Origin of the sequence: Amycolatopsis vastitatis (assembly GCF_002234595.1) — a bacterium.
Taxonomy (GTDB): domain Bacteria; phylum Actinomycetota; class Actinomycetes; order Mycobacteriales; family Pseudonocardiaceae; genus Amycolatopsis; species Amycolatopsis vastitatis.
This window is the reverse complement of the sequence record NZ_NMUL01000021.1, coordinates 208,405-227,042: the sequence shown is the minus strand read 5'-3', so window position 1 is coordinate 227,042 and position 18,638 is coordinate 208,405. Positions and strand designations below refer to the sequence as shown.

The window sequence follows — 18,638 nt, the reverse complement described above, 5'->3', positions numbered from 1 at the left end:
GGTCACTCCTCGCCGAGTTCGGCCGCGGTGGGGACCGGGCCGCCGCCGTCGGGGATCGGCCGTCCGGAGTCCCGCCAGCGCACGGCGGCCGGAAACCCGTGCTCGGCGGCGAATTCCTGGAACCAGCGGCCCTCGGGGGAGTGGCGGGTGATGCCGTCGAACAGGGTCGCCAGGATCTGGGTGCCGTGCAGGCCCATGTTGTCGTACGCCTGGTTGATCATCAGTTTCTGCATGACCAGCTGGTTGACCGGCACCCCGGCGATGCGGTCGGCCAACGCCTCCACGGCCCGGTCGAGCTCGGCGGCGGGCACCGCCTCGACCACCAGCCCCCACGCGGCGGCGGTGGCGCCGTCGATCGTGTCGCCGGTCAGCAGCATGCGCTTGGCCCGCTCGGCGCCGAGCCGGTAGACCCACATCGCCGTGGTCGGGCACCCCCACACCCGGGCCGGCATGTAGCCGATCCGCGCGTCTTCGGCCATCACCACCAGATCGCAGGACAACGCGATGTCGCTGCCGCCGGCGACCGCGTACCCGTGCACCTTGGCGATGGTCGGTTTCAGCGAGCGCCAGAGGCTGAAGAAGGCGTCGGTGTTGCGCTTCATGCCCTGGTAGTCCTTGATCGGATCCCACTCCGGCGGTTGCGTCAGGTCGCCCTGCTCGGCGTACTGCTTGAGGTCGTAGCCCGCGCTGAACGCCCGTCCGGCGCCCTGCAGGACGATCACCCGGACTTCCGCGTCCTCGTTGGCCTCCTCGACCAGGTCCCTGAGCCGGCGGGCCAGCTCGGCGGTGATCGCGTTGAGCCGGTCGGGCCGGTTCAGGGTGAGATAGGCCTTGCGGTCGCGTACTTCGTAACCGATGAGATCACTCATTCGTGGCTCCCGTCTCCGTCCAGCGGCCGGCCGGCCAGGATCGCCCGCGTGACGGCCGCCCAGTCCTCGAGCAGCCGTTCGGTCCCGGTCCGCTCGCCGCGCAGCACATCGGAGATCGCCAGCCCGCGCAGGAACTGCACGGTCATCGACGCCACCATCGGATACCGTTCGCTCGCGGCCAGATCCGTGCCGAACACTTCGCCGACCACGCGGTACAAGTCGCGGCGGGCCCGCTTTTCCTCGTGGCGCAGCACTTCCCGCAGCGCGTCATCGGTGCGGGCGGCGGCCCACAGTTCCAGCTCGGCGACGAACGCCGGCCGCACCATGGAGGCGCCGAGCACCCGGACGGCTCTCGTCACCCGATCGAGGCCCGCGGGCACGCCGGCCTCGGCCTCCCGCACGGCTGCCTCGTTGCGTTCCATCAGCTCGCGGATCGTCGCGCCCAGCATCGCCTCCCGGGTCGGGAAGTGGTGCAGCAGCGCGCCGCGGCTGAACCCGCCTGCCCGCTGGACTTCCGCGGTCGTGGTCGCGGCCAGCCCGCGGTCGATCAGCAGTCCCACCGCGACCTGCACGATCCGCTGCCGCGTGGCTTCCCGCTGCGCGACCCGAAGTCCGGGGGATGTCATGCCGGGAGAGTTTCACAGTCAGATCTGACTGTCAACGTGTTCAGGACGGGAACAGCCGGTCCAGCCGGTAGTCCACGAGCCGCTCGGCCTGTGCCTGCGTGTAGGCCCCGATCATGACTCCCGAAACGAGGCCGGCGGCCATCGTCGCGAGCGCGTCGGCCTCGCACTGGGCGTCGAGGTCCGGCGACGCCCGTCGCCGCGCCTGCGCCGCCCGGATCTGCTCCGCCACTCCGCGGACCAGGTGCGGCAGCAACGGTTCCTGCTCCTGGTTCTGCTCCCCGCGGGTCACGTCCACCGCGAAGTACGCGATCTGCACGGCGCAGAGCATGCGGCCGCGCTCGTCCGACGGCAGGACCCCGGCCAGGTACGCCCGGACCACCGCCCGCTCGTCGCCGGTCTCCAGCGCCCGGGCGATCCCGCCCGCCGCCCGCTCGGCACTCAGTTCCACGATCCGTTGCCACCCGAAGCGGAGCATGTCGTCCTTGGCCGGGAAGTAGTACTGGACGAGGTTCATCGAGATGCCCGCCTCCGCGGCCACCGCACGCAGCGTGACCCCTTGCAGGCCCCGGCGCGCCGCGATGCGGAACAGGGCTTCGGCGATCTCCCGTCTGCGCTGCTGGTGGTCCACGCGTTTCGGCACGTGGCCACTCTAAACCGCCACGCAGTGTTATAGTGCAAGTGCACCATCAAACCTGGGGAGGGACGATGATCGGTGCTTTCACCGGCGAACAGGCCGAAACCCGCTATCTGGCCGCCTACGACGAAGTCGCCCGCCTCTGGCCGGTGCCGGTCCGGGACCTCGACGTCCGGACCCGCTTCGGCCCGACCCGGGTGCGCGTCAGCGGTGAATCCGGGCCGCCACTCGTGCTCCTGCCGGGCATCATGGGGACCTCGCTGTCCTGGTACCCGCACGTCGCGGAGCTCGCCGGGCGTTTCCGCGTCCACGCCGTCGACACGATCGGCGAGCCCGGTCGCTCGCGGCAAACCGCGCCCGTGGTGACCAACGACGACTGCGCGTGGTGGCTCACCGACGTGCTCGACGGCCTCGGCCACGACCAGGCCCGCTTCGCCGGCGTCTCGCGCGGCGGCTGGCTCGCGCTCAACCTCGCCATCCGGGCGCCCGCGCGCGTCGCCGGGGTGACCGCGATCGAACCCGCCGGGTTCGCGATCATCGGGTCCGGCTTCCTCCTGTGGAGCCTCGGTGAAATGCTCCGCTGGCTGCGTCCCCGCGCCGCGGGAGACGTCCGGCGCGTGCTGCGGCCGCTGCTGTTCGGCGGCCTCCGGTACCGCGCGCACCACCCGCCGCAGCACGTGTTCACCGATGACGAGCTGCGCGCGATCGCCGCGCCGACGCGGATCGTGCTCGCCGAGCGCAGCGTCATCCACCGCGCCCGGGAGGTGGCGGCCCGGATCGGGCCGCTCAACCCGCTCGTGGACGTCGAGGTCGTGCGGCACGCCACCCACGCCCTGTCGCTGCAGGATCCGGAGCTGGTCACCCGCCGCGTCCTCGACGGGTGACCCGGCGAAGCGGTCAGGCGGAGAACTGCCACCAGTTCACGTTGAAGAGGTAGCCGCTGCCGCCGGTGAACCGCAGGACCACGTCCTGGGTGCCCGTCGCCCCGCTGACCGGGCAGGACACCGAGGTCCACGTCTGCCAGCCGCCGGTACCGGGGACGGTGCAACGGCCCACCACGGTGCCGGTGGCGCTGCCCAGGCGCACCTCGATCGTGCCGCCGGAACTCGCGGAGGCGACGCGGGCGGTGAACGACTTCGCACCGGCACCGAAGGCGACGTTGCGGACCTTGACGGAGTCGCCGTTCTCGATCCACCCGATGTTCATGCCGCCCTCGGAAGCCGGCTCCGTCTCGATCCCCGACTCCCCGTTGATCGTTTCCGCTTCCTGCCGGACGAACGGATCGAGCGTGTCGGCGGGCGGTGGCCCGGCGGTCGTCATAGTGATGGTGGGAATGCTGCCGTCGGCGTTGTAGGCGAACTTCTCCACCGCCACCGAGCGGGTGTACCCGCCGCCGCCGGGCAGCGCGCCGTTGTGGTAGAAGAAGTACGAACTTCCCTTGTAGTCCACGATTCCCGGGTGGTTGGTGAAGCTGCTGCCCTGCGTGGGCATCACCGTGCCGCGGTAGGTCCACGGCCCGGTGGGGCCGGTCGAGGTGGAGTAGGCGATGAACTCCGAGCAGCACTTGGCCGCGAACACGTTGTAGTACAGGCCGTTGCGCTTGTAGACCCACGGCCCTTCCTCGAACAGCGTGGGCCGGTTGCCCCCGTTGGGACGCGTGCCGAACCCGGCGGTGGTGAGCGGGATCTGGGTGGGGCCGCCGGAGTAGGAGATCATGTCGGCGTTGAGCCGGACGTACCACAGGTTGGGGTTGCCCCAGTACAGGTACGCCTGGCCGTTGTCGTCGATGAAGACCGTGGGGTCGAACTCGCCGTTCTCCACCAGGGGGTGGCCGAGCGCGTCGCGGAACGGCCCGGTGGGACTGTCGGCGACGCCCACCCCGATGGCCATGCGGCCGGTCGAGCGGTTCACCATCGGGACGTACCAGTAGAACTTGCCGTTGCGCTCGATGGCCTGCCCGGCCCACGCGTCCTGCTTGGCCCAGCTGAACGTCGACAGGCTCATCGGCGAGCCGTGGTCGGTCCAGTTGACCATGTCCGCGGACGACCAGACCCGCCAGTCCTTCATGGTGAAGTAGGTCGAGCCGTCTTCGTCGTGGCCGGTGTAGAGGTAGACGCGTCCATTGTGGACCAGCGGGGCCGGGTCGGCGGTGTAGACGTGCTGGACGATGGGGTTGTCGGCGTGCGCGATGCCGGCTACGGCGCCGAGGGCGCACAGCACACCGGTCATCAAGGCGAGCAGGCGCCCTCGGCGTCGCATGGGGTCTCCGTTCGTGGTGGGGGAGCAGGGATCAGCGAGCCGCGCAGGACGCCGTGAGGCCTTCGGCGCTGCCGGTGCCCTGGAAGCCGAACTCGGTCGACTGCCCGGCCGCGACGGTGCCGTTGTAGGAGACGTTCGACCAGGTGACCGTGCCGGAGGTGCCGCTGTTGGTGGCGCTCCAGCCGTTGGTCACGGCCGCGCCGCCGGGCAGGGGCGTCGTCACCGTCCAGCCGTCGAGGCCGCTGCCTCCGGCGGTGACCTTCACAGTGGCCACGAAACCGCCGTTCCACGAGTTCAGCGAGACCGAGGCGGTGCAGCCGCCCGGGTTCGGCGTCGTGGGCGTGGTCGGGGTGGTGGGCGTGGTCGGAGTCGTCGGCGTGGTCGGGGTCGTCGGGGTCGTCGGCGTGGTGGGAGTGGTCGGCGGTGCGGAGTTCAGGGCGTCGAGGACGGTGTTGTACGCGGCCTTCTTGTTCCCGTTGCCGTCGAACAGGAGCGGGTTTTCGCCGGAGCGCCAGGAATCGGTGTCGCGGATGCCCCAGGTGGTGATGCCGGCGCAGCGGGCGACGGCCAGGCAGGCCCGGGTCACGGTGCCGTAGGCGTTCGCCTGGTTGGAGCCGGCGATGTCCAGCTCGGTGATCTGGACCTCGACGCCGAGGTCGGCGAACCGCTGGAGGTTGGCCTGGTAGTCACCGGGCGGGTTGCCGGAGAGGTGGGACTGGAAGCCGACGCAGTCGATCGGGACGCCGCGGGACTTGAAGTCGCGCACCATGTTGTAGATGCCGGTGCTCTTGGCGTTGACGCCGTCGGTGTTGTAGTCGTTGTAGCAGAGCTTCGCGCCCGGGTCGGCGGCCCGCGCGGCGCGGAAGGCGGCTTCGATCCAGTCGTTGCCGGTGCGCTGGAGGTTGGAGTCGCGACGGCCGCCGCTGCCGCCGTCGGCGAACGCCTCGTTCACGACGTCCCAGGCGTAGATCTTGCCCTTGTAGTGGGTGGCGACCTGGGTGACGTGGTTCATCATGGCCTGGCGCAGATCGGAGCCTTCCATGCGCTGCGCCCAGCCCGGTTCCTGCTGGTACCACAGCAGCGCGTGCCCGCGCACCCGCTTGCCGTTGCTCACCGCCTGGTTGAGGATCCGGTCGCCGCCGCTGTAGTTGAACTGCCCCCGGTTGGGCTCGGTGGCGTCCCACTTCATCTCGTTTTCCGGCGTGACCATGCTGAACTCCCGGTTCAGGATGTTCACGTAGGTCGAGTCGCCGAGCTTCCCGGCCGAGACGGCGGTGCCGAAGTACCGCCCGCTCTGGGCCGCCGCCGCGCCGAGCGTCGAGGCCGCGCCGTCGGCGGACGTGGCGAGCACGAGGGAAACACCGACCGAGGTCGCCAGGAACGCCGAAGCGAGGGCGGCCCGGGACAGTGACCGCTTTGTCATTGTCATCTTCACACCTTCATTCGTGGGTACACGGGGTGCGCTGTCACGGGCTGGTGCACGTGGCCGCGCCGAGACTCGCCGTGCCCGGACCGGACACGAGGAAGCCGAAGGTCGTGACCGCGCCGGCGCCGAGCGCGCCGTTGTAGGCGGCGTTCTCGACGGTCACCGAACTGGTGCCGGTCGCCGTGCCGCCCCAGATCTGGCTGACGGTCTGGCCGCTGGGCAGGGTGAACCGCACGGTCCAGCCGTCGAGGGCGGCGGTGCCGCTGTTGGCGACGGTCACCTCGCCCTGGAACCCGCCGTTCCAGGGGGTGCCCACGACCCGCGGCGTCGCGGTGCAGGCGCCGTCATCTCCCGGCGGCTGCGGGTCGCCGCCGATGCTGCCCGGCACCGCCTTGAGCGCGTTGTACCAGGTGGTGGCCATCTTGCTGTAGCCGGCCGCGTTGGGGTGGATGCCGTCGGGCAGGTCCGCGATCGCGACGGAGGGGTACATGTCGACCAGGTGCACGCGCTTGCCGGCCGCGGCCTTGGCCCGCATGTCGGGGGCGATCGCCGCGTTGAAGGTGCGCACGGCCTGGTCGGCGAACCGGATCGGGATGATGGTGGCCACGAAGAGCTCGGTGTCCGGGGCCTGGTTCGTGATCTTGTCGACCAGCGCCGACAGCCGCCGAGGCGCGCCGGCCGGGTCGCTGCCGTACATGTCGTTGGTGCCGATGTGCAGCAGGATCGTGTGGGGGTGGTAGGTGTTCAGCCAGCCGGAGACGGATCCGTCGATCTGGGCGATGGTCCAGCCCGGGTGGCCTTCGTGGTCGCGGTCGGGCATGCTCGCCGGTCCGTCGGCCAGCGACCCGACGAAGTCGATCGCGTGGCCGTCGGCCCGCAGTTTCGCGCCGAGGTCGAGCCGGTAGCCGCCGATCGACCCGCCCTGGGTGATCGAATCCCCCAGCGGCATGATCGGCACCGCGGCGGCGCCGTCCGCGGCCCCGGGCACGACGATCAGGGCGGCGCAGGCCGCCAGCACACCGGCGATGATCTTCGCGAGTTTCATCGGGGAATCCTTCGTACCGCGGGGCGGGTATTCCATTCCGCGCTGTATTCCGCTCGGTTGAACAGCGTATCCGGGTATCGGCGCGCACGAGGAGAATCCGGGTAAGTTACATTTCTTCCGCCTTTCGAAACTTTCGCCCGCCGAAACTCCTCGGTTCAGGCGCGGGTCCACTTCTGGTTGGGCTGGCCATTGCAGGTCCAGAGGATGACGTGCGCCCCGTTGGCGGTGCCGGCGCGTTCGACGTCGAGACAGAGCCCGGAGCGGGTTTTGCGGATCGAGCCGTCCTGGCCGACGGTCCACTTCTGGTTGTCCTGGCCGGTGCACGACCGGCTGAGCACCTGGGCACCACTGGCGGAGCCGTCGAGGCACTTGTCGCCGAAGACGCGGATTTCGCCGTTCGCCCAGCTGGTCCACAGCTGGTTGGCGGCGGTCTGGCAGTCCCAGATCAACGTGCCCGCGCCGGAGGCGGTGGAGGCGTTGTCGACGTCGAGGCACCGGCCCGAGCCCGTGTCCCGGAAGCGCGACGTCGTGGCGGCCTGCGGGGAACCGCCGGACACGCGGTAGGCGGCGATGCCGTGCGCCGGCACGCTCGTGCTGATCGCGCCGCTGGTGGTGGCGGTCCCGCCGGTCCACAGGTCGGTGAGGGTGAAGGAGCTGCCGGACAGCCCGGCCTGTGCGGCGGTGGTGCTGACCGTCGCGGTGCCGCCGCCGCGGTTGAGCAGCCCGACCGCGACCGACCCGTCGGAGAGGGGCTTGGCGAAGATCTCGCCGTCGCCGTCGTCGCGGACGCGGCGTCCGCCGGCGCCGAGGCGGTCCTGGTCGACGGCCAGCAGGCGCGGGTTGCGGAGGATCGCGCTGACGTCGGCGGACATGGTGCGGATGTCGTTGCCCGCCATCAGGGGTGCGGCCATCAGCGCCCAAAGGGTGAAGTGGGTGCGGGATTCGGTGAGGGACAGGCCGGGCCGGCCGACCACGAGCATGTCCGGGTCGTTCCAGTGGCCCGGTCCGGCCTGCGCGGCCAGCGGGGCGGTGACGTCGAGGACGTTGCCGACGCCCATCGGGTAGCTGTTGGTGTTGCCGTTCTGCCAGATGTCGAGCAGGTCCTCGGTGGTGCGCCACAGGTCGGCGACCTGGCCCCAGTCGTACTTGTCGCCGGTGATGGCGTGGTAGCTGTTGGGGTTGATGCTGTAGACGATCGCACGGCCGGTGGCGCGCAGCGCGTCGCGCATGAGGCCGAACCGCGTCACCTGCTCGTCGCGGGTGCCGGCGGGGGAGCACCAGTCGTACTTGAGGTAGTCCACGCCCCAGGAGGCGAACGTGCGGGCGTCCTGGGTTTCATGGCCCTGGCTGCCGGTGGAGCCGGGGTAGGTGCCGGTGCGCTGGGCGCAGGTGCGGTCGGTCGGGACCTGGTAGATGCCGAACTTCAGGCCGCGGGCGTGGATGTAGTCGCCGAGGGCCTTCATGCCGCTGGGGAACTTCGACGCGCTGCCCCGCAGGTTGCCTTGGGCGTCGCGTTGCGGGTCGAACCAGCAGTCGTCGACCACGACGTACTGGTAGCCCGCGTCCCGCATGCCGGAGGAGACCATCGCGTCGGCCGCCTGGTGGACGGTGGCCTCGCTGACGTTGCAGCCGAAGCTGTTCCAGCTGTTCCAGCCAAGGGGAGGCGTGACCGCCGGGCTGCCGGGCGCTGCGTCCGCTACGGGCGCGGCGACGGACAACGAGAGCGCTGCGGCTGTCGCGGCGAGCAGGTGCAGGACCCGTTGGCGAGTTCGAGCGGGCATCGTTGCCTCTTTTCGGAGCAATTGTTAGCGCTAACATTCTGGGATGAATATCAGGGCAACGGCGCCGCCCGAGTCCGGATCGGACGGTGGCGGGATGGCCGGCCGGGCGCCTTCGCGACGCCCGGCCGGCTGCGGACTAGTTGACGCTCGCGGAGAACGAGTTGACCGCGAGGCCGACGCCGCCGCTCCATGGCTCGAACCCGGCCTGGATGCTGGTGAGGTACCAGGAGCGGTCGACGCGGGTCCGGGCGTCGACGTTGTTCACGAAGTCCATGACGTTGAACGAGTAGTTCGCGGTCGGGGATTGGGCCACGTAGGACAGTACGTCGTTGCCGCCGTTGTTGCCCTGCCACACGTCCCAGTTGCGGCCACCGAGGCTGACGGTGCCGACCTTGCCGCCGACCGGCTGCACGTTGCCGGTGTGATTGAGCCAGATCATCAGCTCCATCTGGTTGACCCCGTTGGTCTTGGCGGTCGGGTCCATCCAGATGTCGTAGGAGGCGTCGAAGACCGAGCCGCCGACGTAGTTGTAGGAAATGGACGACGGCGCGCTGCCGATCCGGCTGAGCTGCCGGGGCAGGTTCGTGCCGGGGGAGCAGTTCGAGTAGTGGCACCCGATGTAGATCGCCGGGTACGACAGCGGCGCCCCGCCGCTGGTCGAGCCCTGCTGCGTCTGGATCCGGAACCCGCTGCCCGTGACGTTGATGCACTGGGTCGCGCTGCTGCCCCAGCGGTTGTTCATGACGACGTACCGGCCGCCGATGGTGGTCGAGCCGTACTGGTCGCAGATCAGCGTGTCCGCGTGCGCGACCGGGGCGACGGCGACCGGCGCCGCGAGCCCGGCCGCGGCGAGCATCACCGCGGACAAAGCGTGCCTCAGTTTCATGTGCTGCCTCCACCTCGTTGTGGTGCGGTTCTGGGAGCGCTCTCAACCTGAGTGGTACCGATGAAACCACAGTGAAAGGCCGGAGCAAAGAGCCTGGCTGTGATTATTTTTCCATTTCCGTCTCACGCTGGGAGCGCTCCCGGTATCACCGGTCACGACGCCGCGCGCAGCGCCCACTTCTGGTTCGCCTGCCCGTTGCAGGTCCACAGGATCAGCTTGGTTCCGCTCGCGGTGCCCTGCCCGGTCGCGTCGAGGCACCGGCCGGACTGCACGCCGGTGATCGTCCCGTCGGCGTTGACCGTCCACTGCTGGTTGGCCTGGCCGCCGCAGTCCCAGATGATCACCGGGGTGCCGTCGGCCGTGCCCTGACCGGACGCGTCCAGGCACTTCGACCCGAAGGCCGTCAGCTGCTTGCCGGTGGGCGTCCAGGTCGCCCCGGCGCAGTCCTGCAGCTGCACCGCGGTGCCGTTGGCGGAACCCGGGACGTCGGCGCACCGCCCCGACTGCGCGCCGACGATCTGCCGGGCCGCGGACTGGCCGGGCGTGCCGATGCTGCCCGGGACCGCCTTCAGTGCGGTGAACCAGGTCGCGGCCATCTTGTCGTAGCCGGCGGCCGTGGGGTGGACGCCGTCCACCAGGTCGGTGGTGGTGATGGCGGAGTGCATGTCCACCAGGTGCACGTGCTTGCCGGCGTTCTGGTTGCTCTGCACGATGCCGGGGATCGCGGCGTTGAACGTCCGGGCCGTGGCGTCCTGGCCGGCGTTGGCGATCGGGATGATCTGCGCGACGAAGACCTCGGCGTCCGGTGCCGTCGCCGTGATGTGGTCGATCAGCCCGGACAGGCGGGCGGGCGCCCGTGCGACGTCGTAGTTCTGCAGGACGTCGTTGGTGCCGATGTGCAGCAGGACGGTGTGCGGCGTCGTCGCGCGCAGCCAGGACACGATGTTCGCGTCGAGCTGGTCGATGCGCCAGCCCGGGTGGCCCTCGTGGTCGTGGTCGCCGAGCGTGGCGGGCCCGTTGGACTGCGAGCCGACGAAGTCGACCTGGTAACCGCCCGCCGTGACCCGCTGCCAGAGCCCGATCCGGTACCCGCCGGGGACCTGCGTGCCCTCGGTGATGGAATCGCCAAGGGGCATCACCCGGACTCCGCCGTTCGATTCGGCGACGGCGGTACCCGGCAGGACGGTTCCGGCCGCCACCACCGCCGCCGCGGCCGCGACGAGCCACCTGAGCCGTTTTCGCATCTTGTCTCCTCGGATGAGCGGGTTTCCGGTCACGGCGAAAGACCGCGCGACCCTCGCGGGCCGCGCGGTCTCCCCGTTGTCACGCGCCGGTGATGGTCCACTGGTTGTTGGTGCTGCTGTTGGGCGCCCACAGGCCCACGCTCGAGCCGGCGGTGGAGTTGCCCATCCCGTCGAGGGCCGTTCCGGTACCGCGGTTGACGATCTGGTACCGGCCGTTGCCCAGGCTGTTCAGCCGCCACTGCTGGTTGTTGCCGCCGTTCGACGCCGCCTGCACGCAGGTAGCGCCGTTGGCGGTGTTCCCGCCGCTGTCGGCGACCATCCCGTTGGTGCGGTTGACGAGCCGGTAGTAGCCGCCGCCCGCGTCGGCGAGCTGCCACTGGAGGTTGTTGCTGCCGTCCCAGTTCCACTGCTTGAGCGGGGAACCGGACGCGACGTTGCCGCCGCCGTCGAGCACCAGCCCGGTGGTGACGTTGGCGATCCGGGCCCAGCCGGTCGGCAGGGGGCCGGTGCCGGGCGCGGGGATCTGCCCGGAGAACGTCAGTTTCACCACGTACGCGAGTGCGTCGAACGGCGGGTTCGACGACGGCATGGTGAGGTGCAGGCCCGAGCCGTCCTGGGTGCGGCCGGTCAGGGTCGTGGCGGCGCCGGCACCCGGGCCGAGCAGCTGGACCGACACCAGGTTGGCCAGGTTGATCCGGTTCGAGCCGAGGGTGGTGATGGTGAAGGTGCTCCCCGGCCAGCCCAGCACCGTCGCGTACAGCACGGTGTTGTCCTTGCTGCGGGTGAACCGGATGTCCCGGTTGGTGCCCTCCACCGGGGTGGTGAACGAGCCGCCGCCCATCTTCGTCGGCCCCTCGCCGTACACCGCCCAGGCGCGGGTGCCGTAGAGCGACTCGCCGAACCGCTTCAGGTGGTCCCCGATGCCGAGCAGGATCGTGCGTTGCCCGCTCGGGATCGTGCCGTCGGCCATCGGGGCGATGTTCAGCAGCATGTTGCCGTTCTTGCTGATCCGGTCGATCAGCGAGTGCAGCATCGCCTTGACCGAGTAGTAGCCGATGCCGGTCGTGTAGCACCAGCTGGAGCTGGAAATGCTGTCGTCGGTCAGCCAGTAGGGGGTCATGATGTCCCCCGGGCCGCCGCGTTCGAAGTCGAAGACCTCGCCGCGGTTGTTGAACCCGTCCTTGTAGCTGGCGACGACGTCCTTGTTCCACGCGACGGCCTGGTTGTAGAAGTGCGAGAGGAAGGCGAGTCTCTGAGCTTCGTCCACCAGGGTCAGGTCGAAGTCCTGGTAGACCAGGTCGGGCTGGTAGCCGTCGACGACTTCGCGGAGCTTGTCGTACCACAGCTGGTTTTCCGCCGCGCGGCCGTTCTGGCCGAACAGCCGCCGCAGCGACTCGGTCGGCTGGTTCGGCACGTGGTCGTAGTAGCCGTTGAAGTGGTACGCGTGGTGCAGCGCCGTCACCAGCTTGAGCCCCTTCGCGCGGATCGCGTCCGCGTGCAGCCGGAGCAGGTCCAGCTTCGGGCCGGTGCGCACCGAGTTCCACTCGTTGGCGGTGCTGTTCCACATCGAATAGCCGTCGTGGTGCTCGGCGACCGGCCCGGCGAACTTCGCGCCGGCGTCGGCGAACAGCTGCGCCCACTCGTTCGGGTCGAAGTTGCCGCCCGCCGACTTGAGCTTCGGCGCGAACTGCACCCAGTTGCCCGCCTTGTCGCGGGCGCCGTTGATGAAGTTCTGGTACGGCCACGCCGACGGGTCGCCGAACACCGCCTTGTGGTGGTTGTTCTCGTTGGACCCGCCGATGTACATGTTGCGCGGGTACCACTCGTTGCCGAACGCGGGGACGCTGAACACGCCCCAGTGGTAGTAGATGCCGAACTTGGCGTCCTGGAACCACTCCGGCGCCGGCGGGTGCTGGTCGACCGACGACCAGCTCGGGGTGTAGCTGCTCGGTCCTTCGGTCGCCCACGCGGTGCGGACGCGGAACACGCCCGCCGCCGCGGCGACCCCGGCGACCGCGATCAACTTGCGCCGGGACAGCTCGAACGAAGACATGGGGAACCTCTCAGTTCAGGGACCACTTCTGGTTGTTCGCGCCGGTGCAGGTGGCGAGCTGGAGCGGGGTGCCGTTCCCGGTGGCGGATCCGGTGACGTCGAGGCAGAGCCCGGACTGGACACCGGTGACCGTTCCGTTGGCGTTGAACGTCCACTGCTGGTTGTTCTGCCCGTTGCAGTTCCAGATGATGATCTTGGTGCCGGGGCTCGTCCCCCGTGCGTTGGCGTCGAGGCATCGCGTGCCGTCGTAGACGGTCAGCTCGCCGGCGCCGGACCGGGTCCAGGTCTGGTTGTTCTGCCCGTTGCAGTCCCAGATCTGCACCTGGGTGCCGGGGTTGGTGCTGACGTCGCTGACGTCCATGCACTTGTTCGCGCCCACCGCGTGCATCGCGCCGGTGGTGGTCGGGCCGCCGCCGGTGCTGTAGCCGGCCGCGGTGACGCTGGCCTGCACCGCGTTCTCGGTGGCGTCCGTCGGGAAGCCGTTGGTCACGGCCCCCTCGAAGAACTCGCCGACCCCGGAGACGCTGTTGTCCCCGCCCGTGCCCAGCAGGATCGACGGCTCCAGCTTCATGGGCGAGTAGCCGCGCGGCAGCCCGCCGGAGTACGGCGTGGTGAGGCCGCCGGTGGTGGCGTCGCCGTACTTCAGGGTGAAGTTGCTGGTGCCGTTGTTCTTCTCCCACGCACTGACGAACGGGTGGTGCACACCCGGGTTGTTCGGATCCTTGTTGGACCCGGTTCCGGTGTGGTACATGCCGTTCTCGAGGTCTGCCTCGACCCACGGCCCGGTGCCGGTGCAGCCGTTGAACCAGCAGGCGGTGCCCCAGTAGATGGCGTTCATGGTGGCGTTGCCGGTGTCGTTGTGGGAGATCTCGCCGCTGCCGTAGTCGAAGCAGCACCACTGGTTGACGTAGTTCGACGAAGTGATCATGTAGATCCCCTCGGGCTGGGCGCCGACTGGCACGTTCTTGGCGTTGTCCACCCGGTAGCCGACGCCCTGGTTGACCTTGACCCCGTACGCCGGGTGCCCGCCGACCGTCACCGGCAGCGCCATCGCGTCCGCGCCGATGTCGGATCCGTTGGGGCCGGGGCCCTTCCAGAACCCGCCCCAGGAGATCGGCAGGTCGTTGTGGTTGGCGGTCTGGTCGTAGATCTTCGTGATGGTGCACCGGGTGCCGGCGCAGAACGAGACCTGCGGTGCCGAGTCCGCGTACCCGCCCGCCTCCAGCAGGCCGATGTCGAGGTACTTCTGGTCCGAGGCACGCTGGATCTGGTACAGCGGGCCGTTGTACGCCCCGAACAGCGCGCGCGTGGTGCTGTGCGCCGTGGCGCAGGGGGTGCCGCCGGCGGCGTAGATGTCGCACGCCTGCTGCGTGGCGGCCTGGGCCGCCGGGGTGGAGGCAGCGACGGCGCCCGCGGTCAGGACGAGGGCCGCGGCCGCGGTGAGCAGCTTTCTTCTCAGCGATCGAATCATGACGAAACCTCTCTCAGGGGTCCGCGTTCAGCCGAGGTCCACTTCTGGTTGCTCGCGGCGGTGCAGGTGGCGAGCTGGACCGGGGTGCCGTTGGTGGTGGCGGAGCCGGTCACGTCGAGGCACAGTCCGGATTGGACACCCGTGATGGTGCCGTTCGTGTTGACCTGCCACTGCTGGTTGGCCTGGCCGTTGCAGTTCCAGATGACGATCTTGGTGCCGGGACTGGTGCCCTGGCCGCTGGCGTCGAGGCATCGCGTGCCGCTGTAAACGGTCAGCTCGCCGGCGCTCGTGCGGGTCCAGGACTGGTTGGTACCGCCGTTGCAGTCCCAGATCTGCACCTGGGCGCCGGGCGTGGTGCTGACGCCGCTGACGTCGAGGCACCTGTTCGCGCCCACCGCGTGCACCGGGCTCGCGACCGGGCTGGTGCCGCCGCCCGGACCGGCGGCGGCCATGACCTGCTGCGCGCCCGACGGCCAGTTCGTGCCGCTGACCTGCACGTTCCCGGTCAGGACGTTGTTGTGCGGCGGCCCGGTGGCCACCTGGGTCGCGCCGCCGTTGTACCAGTTGCCGCTGAAGGTGCTGTCGTTGGTGTTGTTGGACCCGTTGGCGTTGGTGAAGGCCCAGACCCCGGAGTCCTGGATCACGTTGGCCGACAGCGTCACGTACCGGGAACCCTCGTCCAGGTACAGGCCGACCGTGCGGTTGTTGTCGTAGACGTAGTTGTGGTCGATCGAGCTGCCGGGGTTGGCGGAGAGGTTGTAGATGCTGCCGCCGTCGTGCATCAGCTTCTTCGTGGCGTGCACCCGGTTGTAGCTGACGACGGTGTCCCGCAGGGTCGTCGGCGTGCTGTAGACGGGCTGGTAGTCGTACAGGCCGCGGTTGCGGTAGTCCTGGCTGCCGCCCTGGTCGTTGGCGCCCCAGCCCCAGCCGACGTCGATGCCGTCGTAGGTCAGGTTCGAGACGTCGTTGTGCGTGATGACGGTGTGCGTCGCGTAGGTCGACAGGATGCCGGCCATTTCCCGGTAGTCCAGGGCGACCCGGGTCACCGTGTTGTTCGAGATGGTGACGTCCCGGTTCGTCATCGCCGCGTTGGACGGGTGGTGCGCGTCGGTGCGCACGCCGCCGACGATGACACCGCCGCCGGAGACCTCGGTGAACGTGTTGTGGTCGACCGTGATCGACGACGCTCCCAGGCCGATGCCGGAGGCGTGGGCGTTCGCGTCGTTGCCGATGCCCAGCGCGACCTGGCCGAGGTGGGTGAACGTGTCGCCAGAGAAGGAGATCCCGGTGGCGGCCGAGACCTGGACGGCGGCCGGTGCCTGCGCCCAGCTGCCGCGGGCGCCCTCGAACTGCTTGCAGCCCGACTGGCAGGACGTCAGGAAGTCACCGGGCATCGGGGCCGCGGCCGGGAGGAACGTGCCGGTCTGCTGGTTCGCGTACCCGACCGACGTGCTCGGCGTGAGCCACGTCGTGTGCTCGAAGTGCAGGCCCTTGAAGGCGAGGTTGCGCACCGGGTTGTCGTAGCTGCCGCTGATCTGCAGCAGCGAGGTCAGCCGCGGCAGCTCGACGTCGTGGCTGCCGGGGACCCAGCCGCCGGGCGCCTTGTAGTACAGCTTCCCGGCCTGCGGGTCCAGGTACCACTGCCCCGTGTTCTTCAGGAAGGAGTACGAGTTCTCGAGGAACAGCTGGCCGCCGCCGAAGGGCTTGGCGAGGGTGTCGTAGCCCCAGTTGTTGTTGTTCCACGCGGGTTGCTGCATGACGATCGAGGTGCCGCTGATGTGGTCGACGGGGGAGTACCGGTCGGTGAACGAGTTCTGGCTCTCCACCTCGATCCGGTTCTGCTGCGGCAGCGTGGCGAGGTAGTTCAGCGCCGAGTTGGTGATCGTCATCCCGCTCGTGGTGAACTGCACGTCGTTGCGGGAGATCGGGATCTGCGCGCGCTGGGCGAGCGCGCCGTCGACGAACAGCTGCCGGGAGTCGGCGCCCTGCGGCACGGACGCCACCCAGATGTTCTGGCCGGCGTCCTGCACCGACCAGCCGCCGACCTGGCTGCCGCCCGAGAGGATCGGCGTCTGGCCGGCCGCGGCCTGCCAGGTGACGGTGTGGCCGTTCTGCCCGGAGTCGGCGCTGGTGAACGCCAGCGGCGCGGACAGCCGGTAGGTGCCCCCGGCGAGCTGCACGACGACGTCGTTGGCCGCCGACTGGGCTCTGGCCAGCTGCTGGGCCTTGGCCGGGGTGGCGACCGGCTGGTCGGGAGTGCCGGGGTTCGTGTCGCTGCCGTCCGGGGCGACGGCGATGGTGACGGTCGCGGCGTGGGCGGCGGGTGCGGCGACCGTGGTCAGTATCAGTGCGGTGGTGAATGTGGTGGCGAGCGCGGCGGCGGTGCGCGACGGCATGGCGGGACCTCTCGGGGGTTACGGTGTGTCGAAGGGGGTGCGGTAGGACGGCGGGCGGGTCCGCAGGTCGAGGCCCAAGGTGAGCCGGACGGTGGTGGAGCGGGGGAGCCGGACGGTCAGCCACGGCCCGTCGGCGCGGGCCGAGGCGGACGTCACCCTCGGTTCCGAATGCCCGTAGTCGTAGAGACCGCCGATCCAGGACGGGTCTTCGCAGACGGTGTGGCGCACCGTGCGGATGGTGTCTTCGCCGAACGCCCCGGCCTGCACGATCACCGCGTGATCGGTCCGCGGATCGAGGTTGACCAGGTCGACGACGGTGGCCTCCGGCTCGATGCGCGAAACGAGCGCCGCCACCGAAGGCGGCAGGCCGGGGCGCCGGGCCTCGGCGTCGTAGTAGCGCAGGCGGGCCTGTTGCAGGCCGCCGTTGTAGAGGACCTGCGGGCCACCCCAGGTCAGCTGGACCAGCGCCTCGGTGACCACCGGGTTGGTCTGCTGCCACACGTGGATGTCGGCCTCGGCCACGTCCTCGCCGCGGTACCGCTCCATGCGGGTCATGCGGTGGCGGACCTGGGCCTGCGCGGCCGCCAGGATCCGCTCCGGGTAGGTCGGGTCGTCGCCGGCCAGGAACGCGAACCAGGGCTCCTCGTGCCCGGACTCCTCCTTGCTCCGGAACGCGCGCACGGTGCTCCAGTCGTACCCGCTCGCTTCGCGCAGCCGCTCGATCCGGTTCCGGTCGGCGGGCGCGGCGGAGTGGTGCCACAGCGCGATCGGCACGGACATCAGCATCGGGTTGTAGTCGAACCAGCCCCGGTCGGAGTACCGGAAGGGGACGTGCAGCGTCGGCGTGCCGACGTCCGGGCCGAGCTGGACGGTCCAGCGGGACCGCAGGCTGGAGTCGGCTTCGCTGAAGGCCATCACCTTGCCCTGCGCGATGACCTCGTCCAGGGCCGGGCGGACCAGGTCGAGGAAGGACTCGTCGCCGGTCGCCGCGACCCCGGCGAGGGCGGCGACGGTGGCGGCCTGCCCGACGCTGTACCAGCCGTGCGGCCAGGACCAGCCGTAGTGCCCGCCGTACCACCGGCCCTCCAGCAGGCCGCCGACCGTGCCGTCCGGGGCGACGTTGTCGGGGACGATCCCGCCGTTCGCGCTCGCGCGGGCGCACCAGGCGCCGGCGTACTCGGCGATCCAGTCCCGGTACCGCGGCTCGCCGGTCAGCATCAGGGCGTTGCGCACGAGCCCGGTCGCGGCCAGGTTGACCGCGGTGTCGCCCACGCCCACCCGGCGGCGCAGCTGCTCGCCCAGGCGGGGGTCCTCGTCGCGCGGAGGCTCCGGGGTCCCCGGCGGCAGGACCCACTCGAGCGGGAAGCCGTACATCCGGGCTTCTTCGGGGAGCCAGGGGTAGGACCGGCCGTCGAACAGGCCTTCCCGGTGCCGGTCGCTGCCGTTGTGCGGCCGCCGGATGATCCGGCGCGCCGGGTCGTAGTTGCCGTGGGCCGGGTCGACGTAGAGGTCCGCGAACCGCCGCGCCCGCTCGGCCCAGCGCCCGGGCGCGGCCAGGCACAGGAAGTAGAACAGCAGGAGGCTCTCGCCCTGGTGGAACCAGTCGTACCCGCGCTCGTACTCCTGCTCCAGCATCCCGAGCCCGGCGAGCTGGCGGGTGACGCCTTCCCAGTGCCGTTCGGCCGACGGCAGCAGGTCGTCGGCGCCGCCGAGCAGGTAAAGTTGCGGCCAGTTGAAGAAAGTTTCGTAGAAGTCGTCCACCCCGTCGCGGGTGGAGAGCCGGCCGCCGTAGGCCAGCCGTCCGTCGGGTCCGGTGAAGTCGCGCTCGAACGCGCGCCAGGCCCGGTCGAGCAGGTCGAACAGGCCGCGCTGGGCCACGGCCCAGCCGGGGGGTTCGAGCAGCGGCACCGAGGCCGTGATCACGGGGTCCATCCCGGGCGTCCTCCCG

At 70.1% G+C, this 18,638-nt stretch carries 14 protein-coding genes; 1 reads left to right on the top strand and 13 read right to left on the bottom strand.

Annotated elements, in window-relative coordinates; genetic code table 11:
* Positions 1-2: 2 nt before the first annotated feature.
* From CF165_RS21505 to CF165_RS21495, 3 genes are read right to left on the bottom strand one after another with little or no spacing between them, the layout of a single operon-like run.
* Positions 3-869, bottom strand: coding sequence for a crotonase/enoyl-CoA hydratase family protein (locus CF165_RS21505; RefSeq protein ID WP_093949317.1), 867 nt, complete (start codon positions 867-869; stop codon positions 3-5).
* Positions 866-1,495, bottom strand: a complete 630-nt coding sequence (locus tag CF165_RS21500) for a TetR/AcrR family transcriptional regulator (protein ID WP_093949316.1) — start codon at positions 1,493-1,495, stop codon at positions 866-868. Before CF165_RS21500 ends, CF165_RS21505 begins: the two co-directional genes overlap by 4 nt.
* 40 nt (positions 1,496-1,535) lie before the next feature.
* Complete coding sequence (locus CF165_RS21495) at positions 1,536-2,135, bottom strand: TetR/AcrR family transcriptional regulator (protein WP_093949315.1); 600 nt, start codon at positions 2,133-2,135, stop codon at positions 1,536-1,538.
* Between the two features lie 65 nt (positions 2,136-2,200).
* On the opposite strand from CF165_RS21495, the gene CF165_RS21490 reads away from it, so the two are divergent.
* Positions 2,201-3,013, top strand: a complete 813-nt coding sequence (locus CF165_RS21490; RefSeq protein ID WP_093949314.1) for an alpha/beta fold hydrolase — start codon at positions 2,201-2,203, stop codon at positions 3,011-3,013.
* 13 nt (positions 3,014-3,026) lie between these two features.
* Here CF165_RS21490 and CF165_RS21485 read toward each other — a convergent pair whose 3' ends face one another.
* From CF165_RS21485 to CF165_RS21440, 10 genes are all read right to left on the bottom strand, one after another.
* Positions 3,027-4,388: a glycoside hydrolase family 43 protein gene (locus tag CF165_RS21485; RefSeq protein WP_093949313.1), complete on the bottom strand. Its 1,362-nt coding sequence runs from the start codon at positions 4,386-4,388 to the stop codon at positions 3,027-3,029.
* Between the two features lie 31 nt (positions 4,389-4,419).
* A complete protein-coding gene (locus tag CF165_RS21480) occupies positions 4,420-5,817 on the bottom strand; it encodes a glycoside hydrolase family 10 protein (protein WP_205660928.1) in 1,398 nt (465 codons plus the stop codon).
* Between the two features lie 37 nt (positions 5,818-5,854).
* A complete protein-coding gene (locus CF165_RS21475; RefSeq protein ID WP_093949311.1) occupies positions 5,855-6,859 on the bottom strand; it encodes a cellulose binding domain-containing protein in 1,005 nt (334 codons plus the stop codon).
* Positions 6,860-7,014: 155 nt separating this feature from the next.
* Positions 7,015-8,640: a glycoside hydrolase family 27 protein gene (locus tag CF165_RS21470; RefSeq protein WP_093949310.1), complete on the bottom strand. Its 1,626-nt coding sequence runs from the start codon at positions 8,638-8,640 to the stop codon at positions 7,015-7,017.
* A gap of 136 nt (positions 8,641-8,776) precedes the next feature.
* On the bottom strand, positions 8,777-9,526 hold the full coding sequence (locus CF165_RS21465; protein ID WP_240521711.1) for a GH12 family glycosyl hydrolase domain-containing protein: 750 nt from the start codon (positions 9,524-9,526) through the stop codon (positions 8,777-8,779).
* A gap of 152 nt (positions 9,527-9,678) precedes the next feature.
* Positions 9,679-10,770, bottom strand: a complete 1,092-nt coding sequence (locus CF165_RS21460) for an RICIN domain-containing protein (protein ID WP_093949308.1) — start codon at positions 10,768-10,770, stop codon at positions 9,679-9,681.
* Between the two features lie 79 nt (positions 10,771-10,849).
* Positions 10,850-12,823: an alpha-L-fucosidase gene (locus CF165_RS21455; protein ID WP_093949307.1), complete on the bottom strand. Its 1,974-nt coding sequence runs from the start codon at positions 12,821-12,823 to the stop codon at positions 10,850-10,852.
* Between the two features lie 10 nt (positions 12,824-12,833).
* Positions 12,834-14,294 carry an arabinofuranosidase catalytic domain-containing protein gene (locus tag CF165_RS21450; protein WP_093949306.1) on the bottom strand — a complete coding sequence of 487 codons (1,461 nt, stop codon included), beginning with the start codon at positions 14,292-14,294 and terminating at the stop codon, positions 12,834-12,836.
* Positions 14,291-16,690 (bottom strand): right-handed parallel beta-helix repeat-containing protein, encoded by a 2,400-nt coding sequence (locus CF165_RS53810; protein WP_093949305.1) that lies wholly within the window; start codon positions 16,688-16,690, stop codon positions 14,291-14,293. The genes CF165_RS21450 and CF165_RS53810 overlap by 4 nt, the downstream gene beginning before the upstream one ends.
* Before the next feature lie 18 nt (positions 16,691-16,708).
* The gene (locus CF165_RS21440; protein WP_093949304.1) at positions 16,709-18,622 is read right to left on the bottom strand and encodes a DUF8034 domain-containing protein; all 1,914 of its coding nucleotides are present in this window, start codon (positions 18,620-18,622) and stop codon (positions 16,709-16,711) included.
* Between the last annotated feature and the right edge of the window lie 16 nt (positions 18,623-18,638).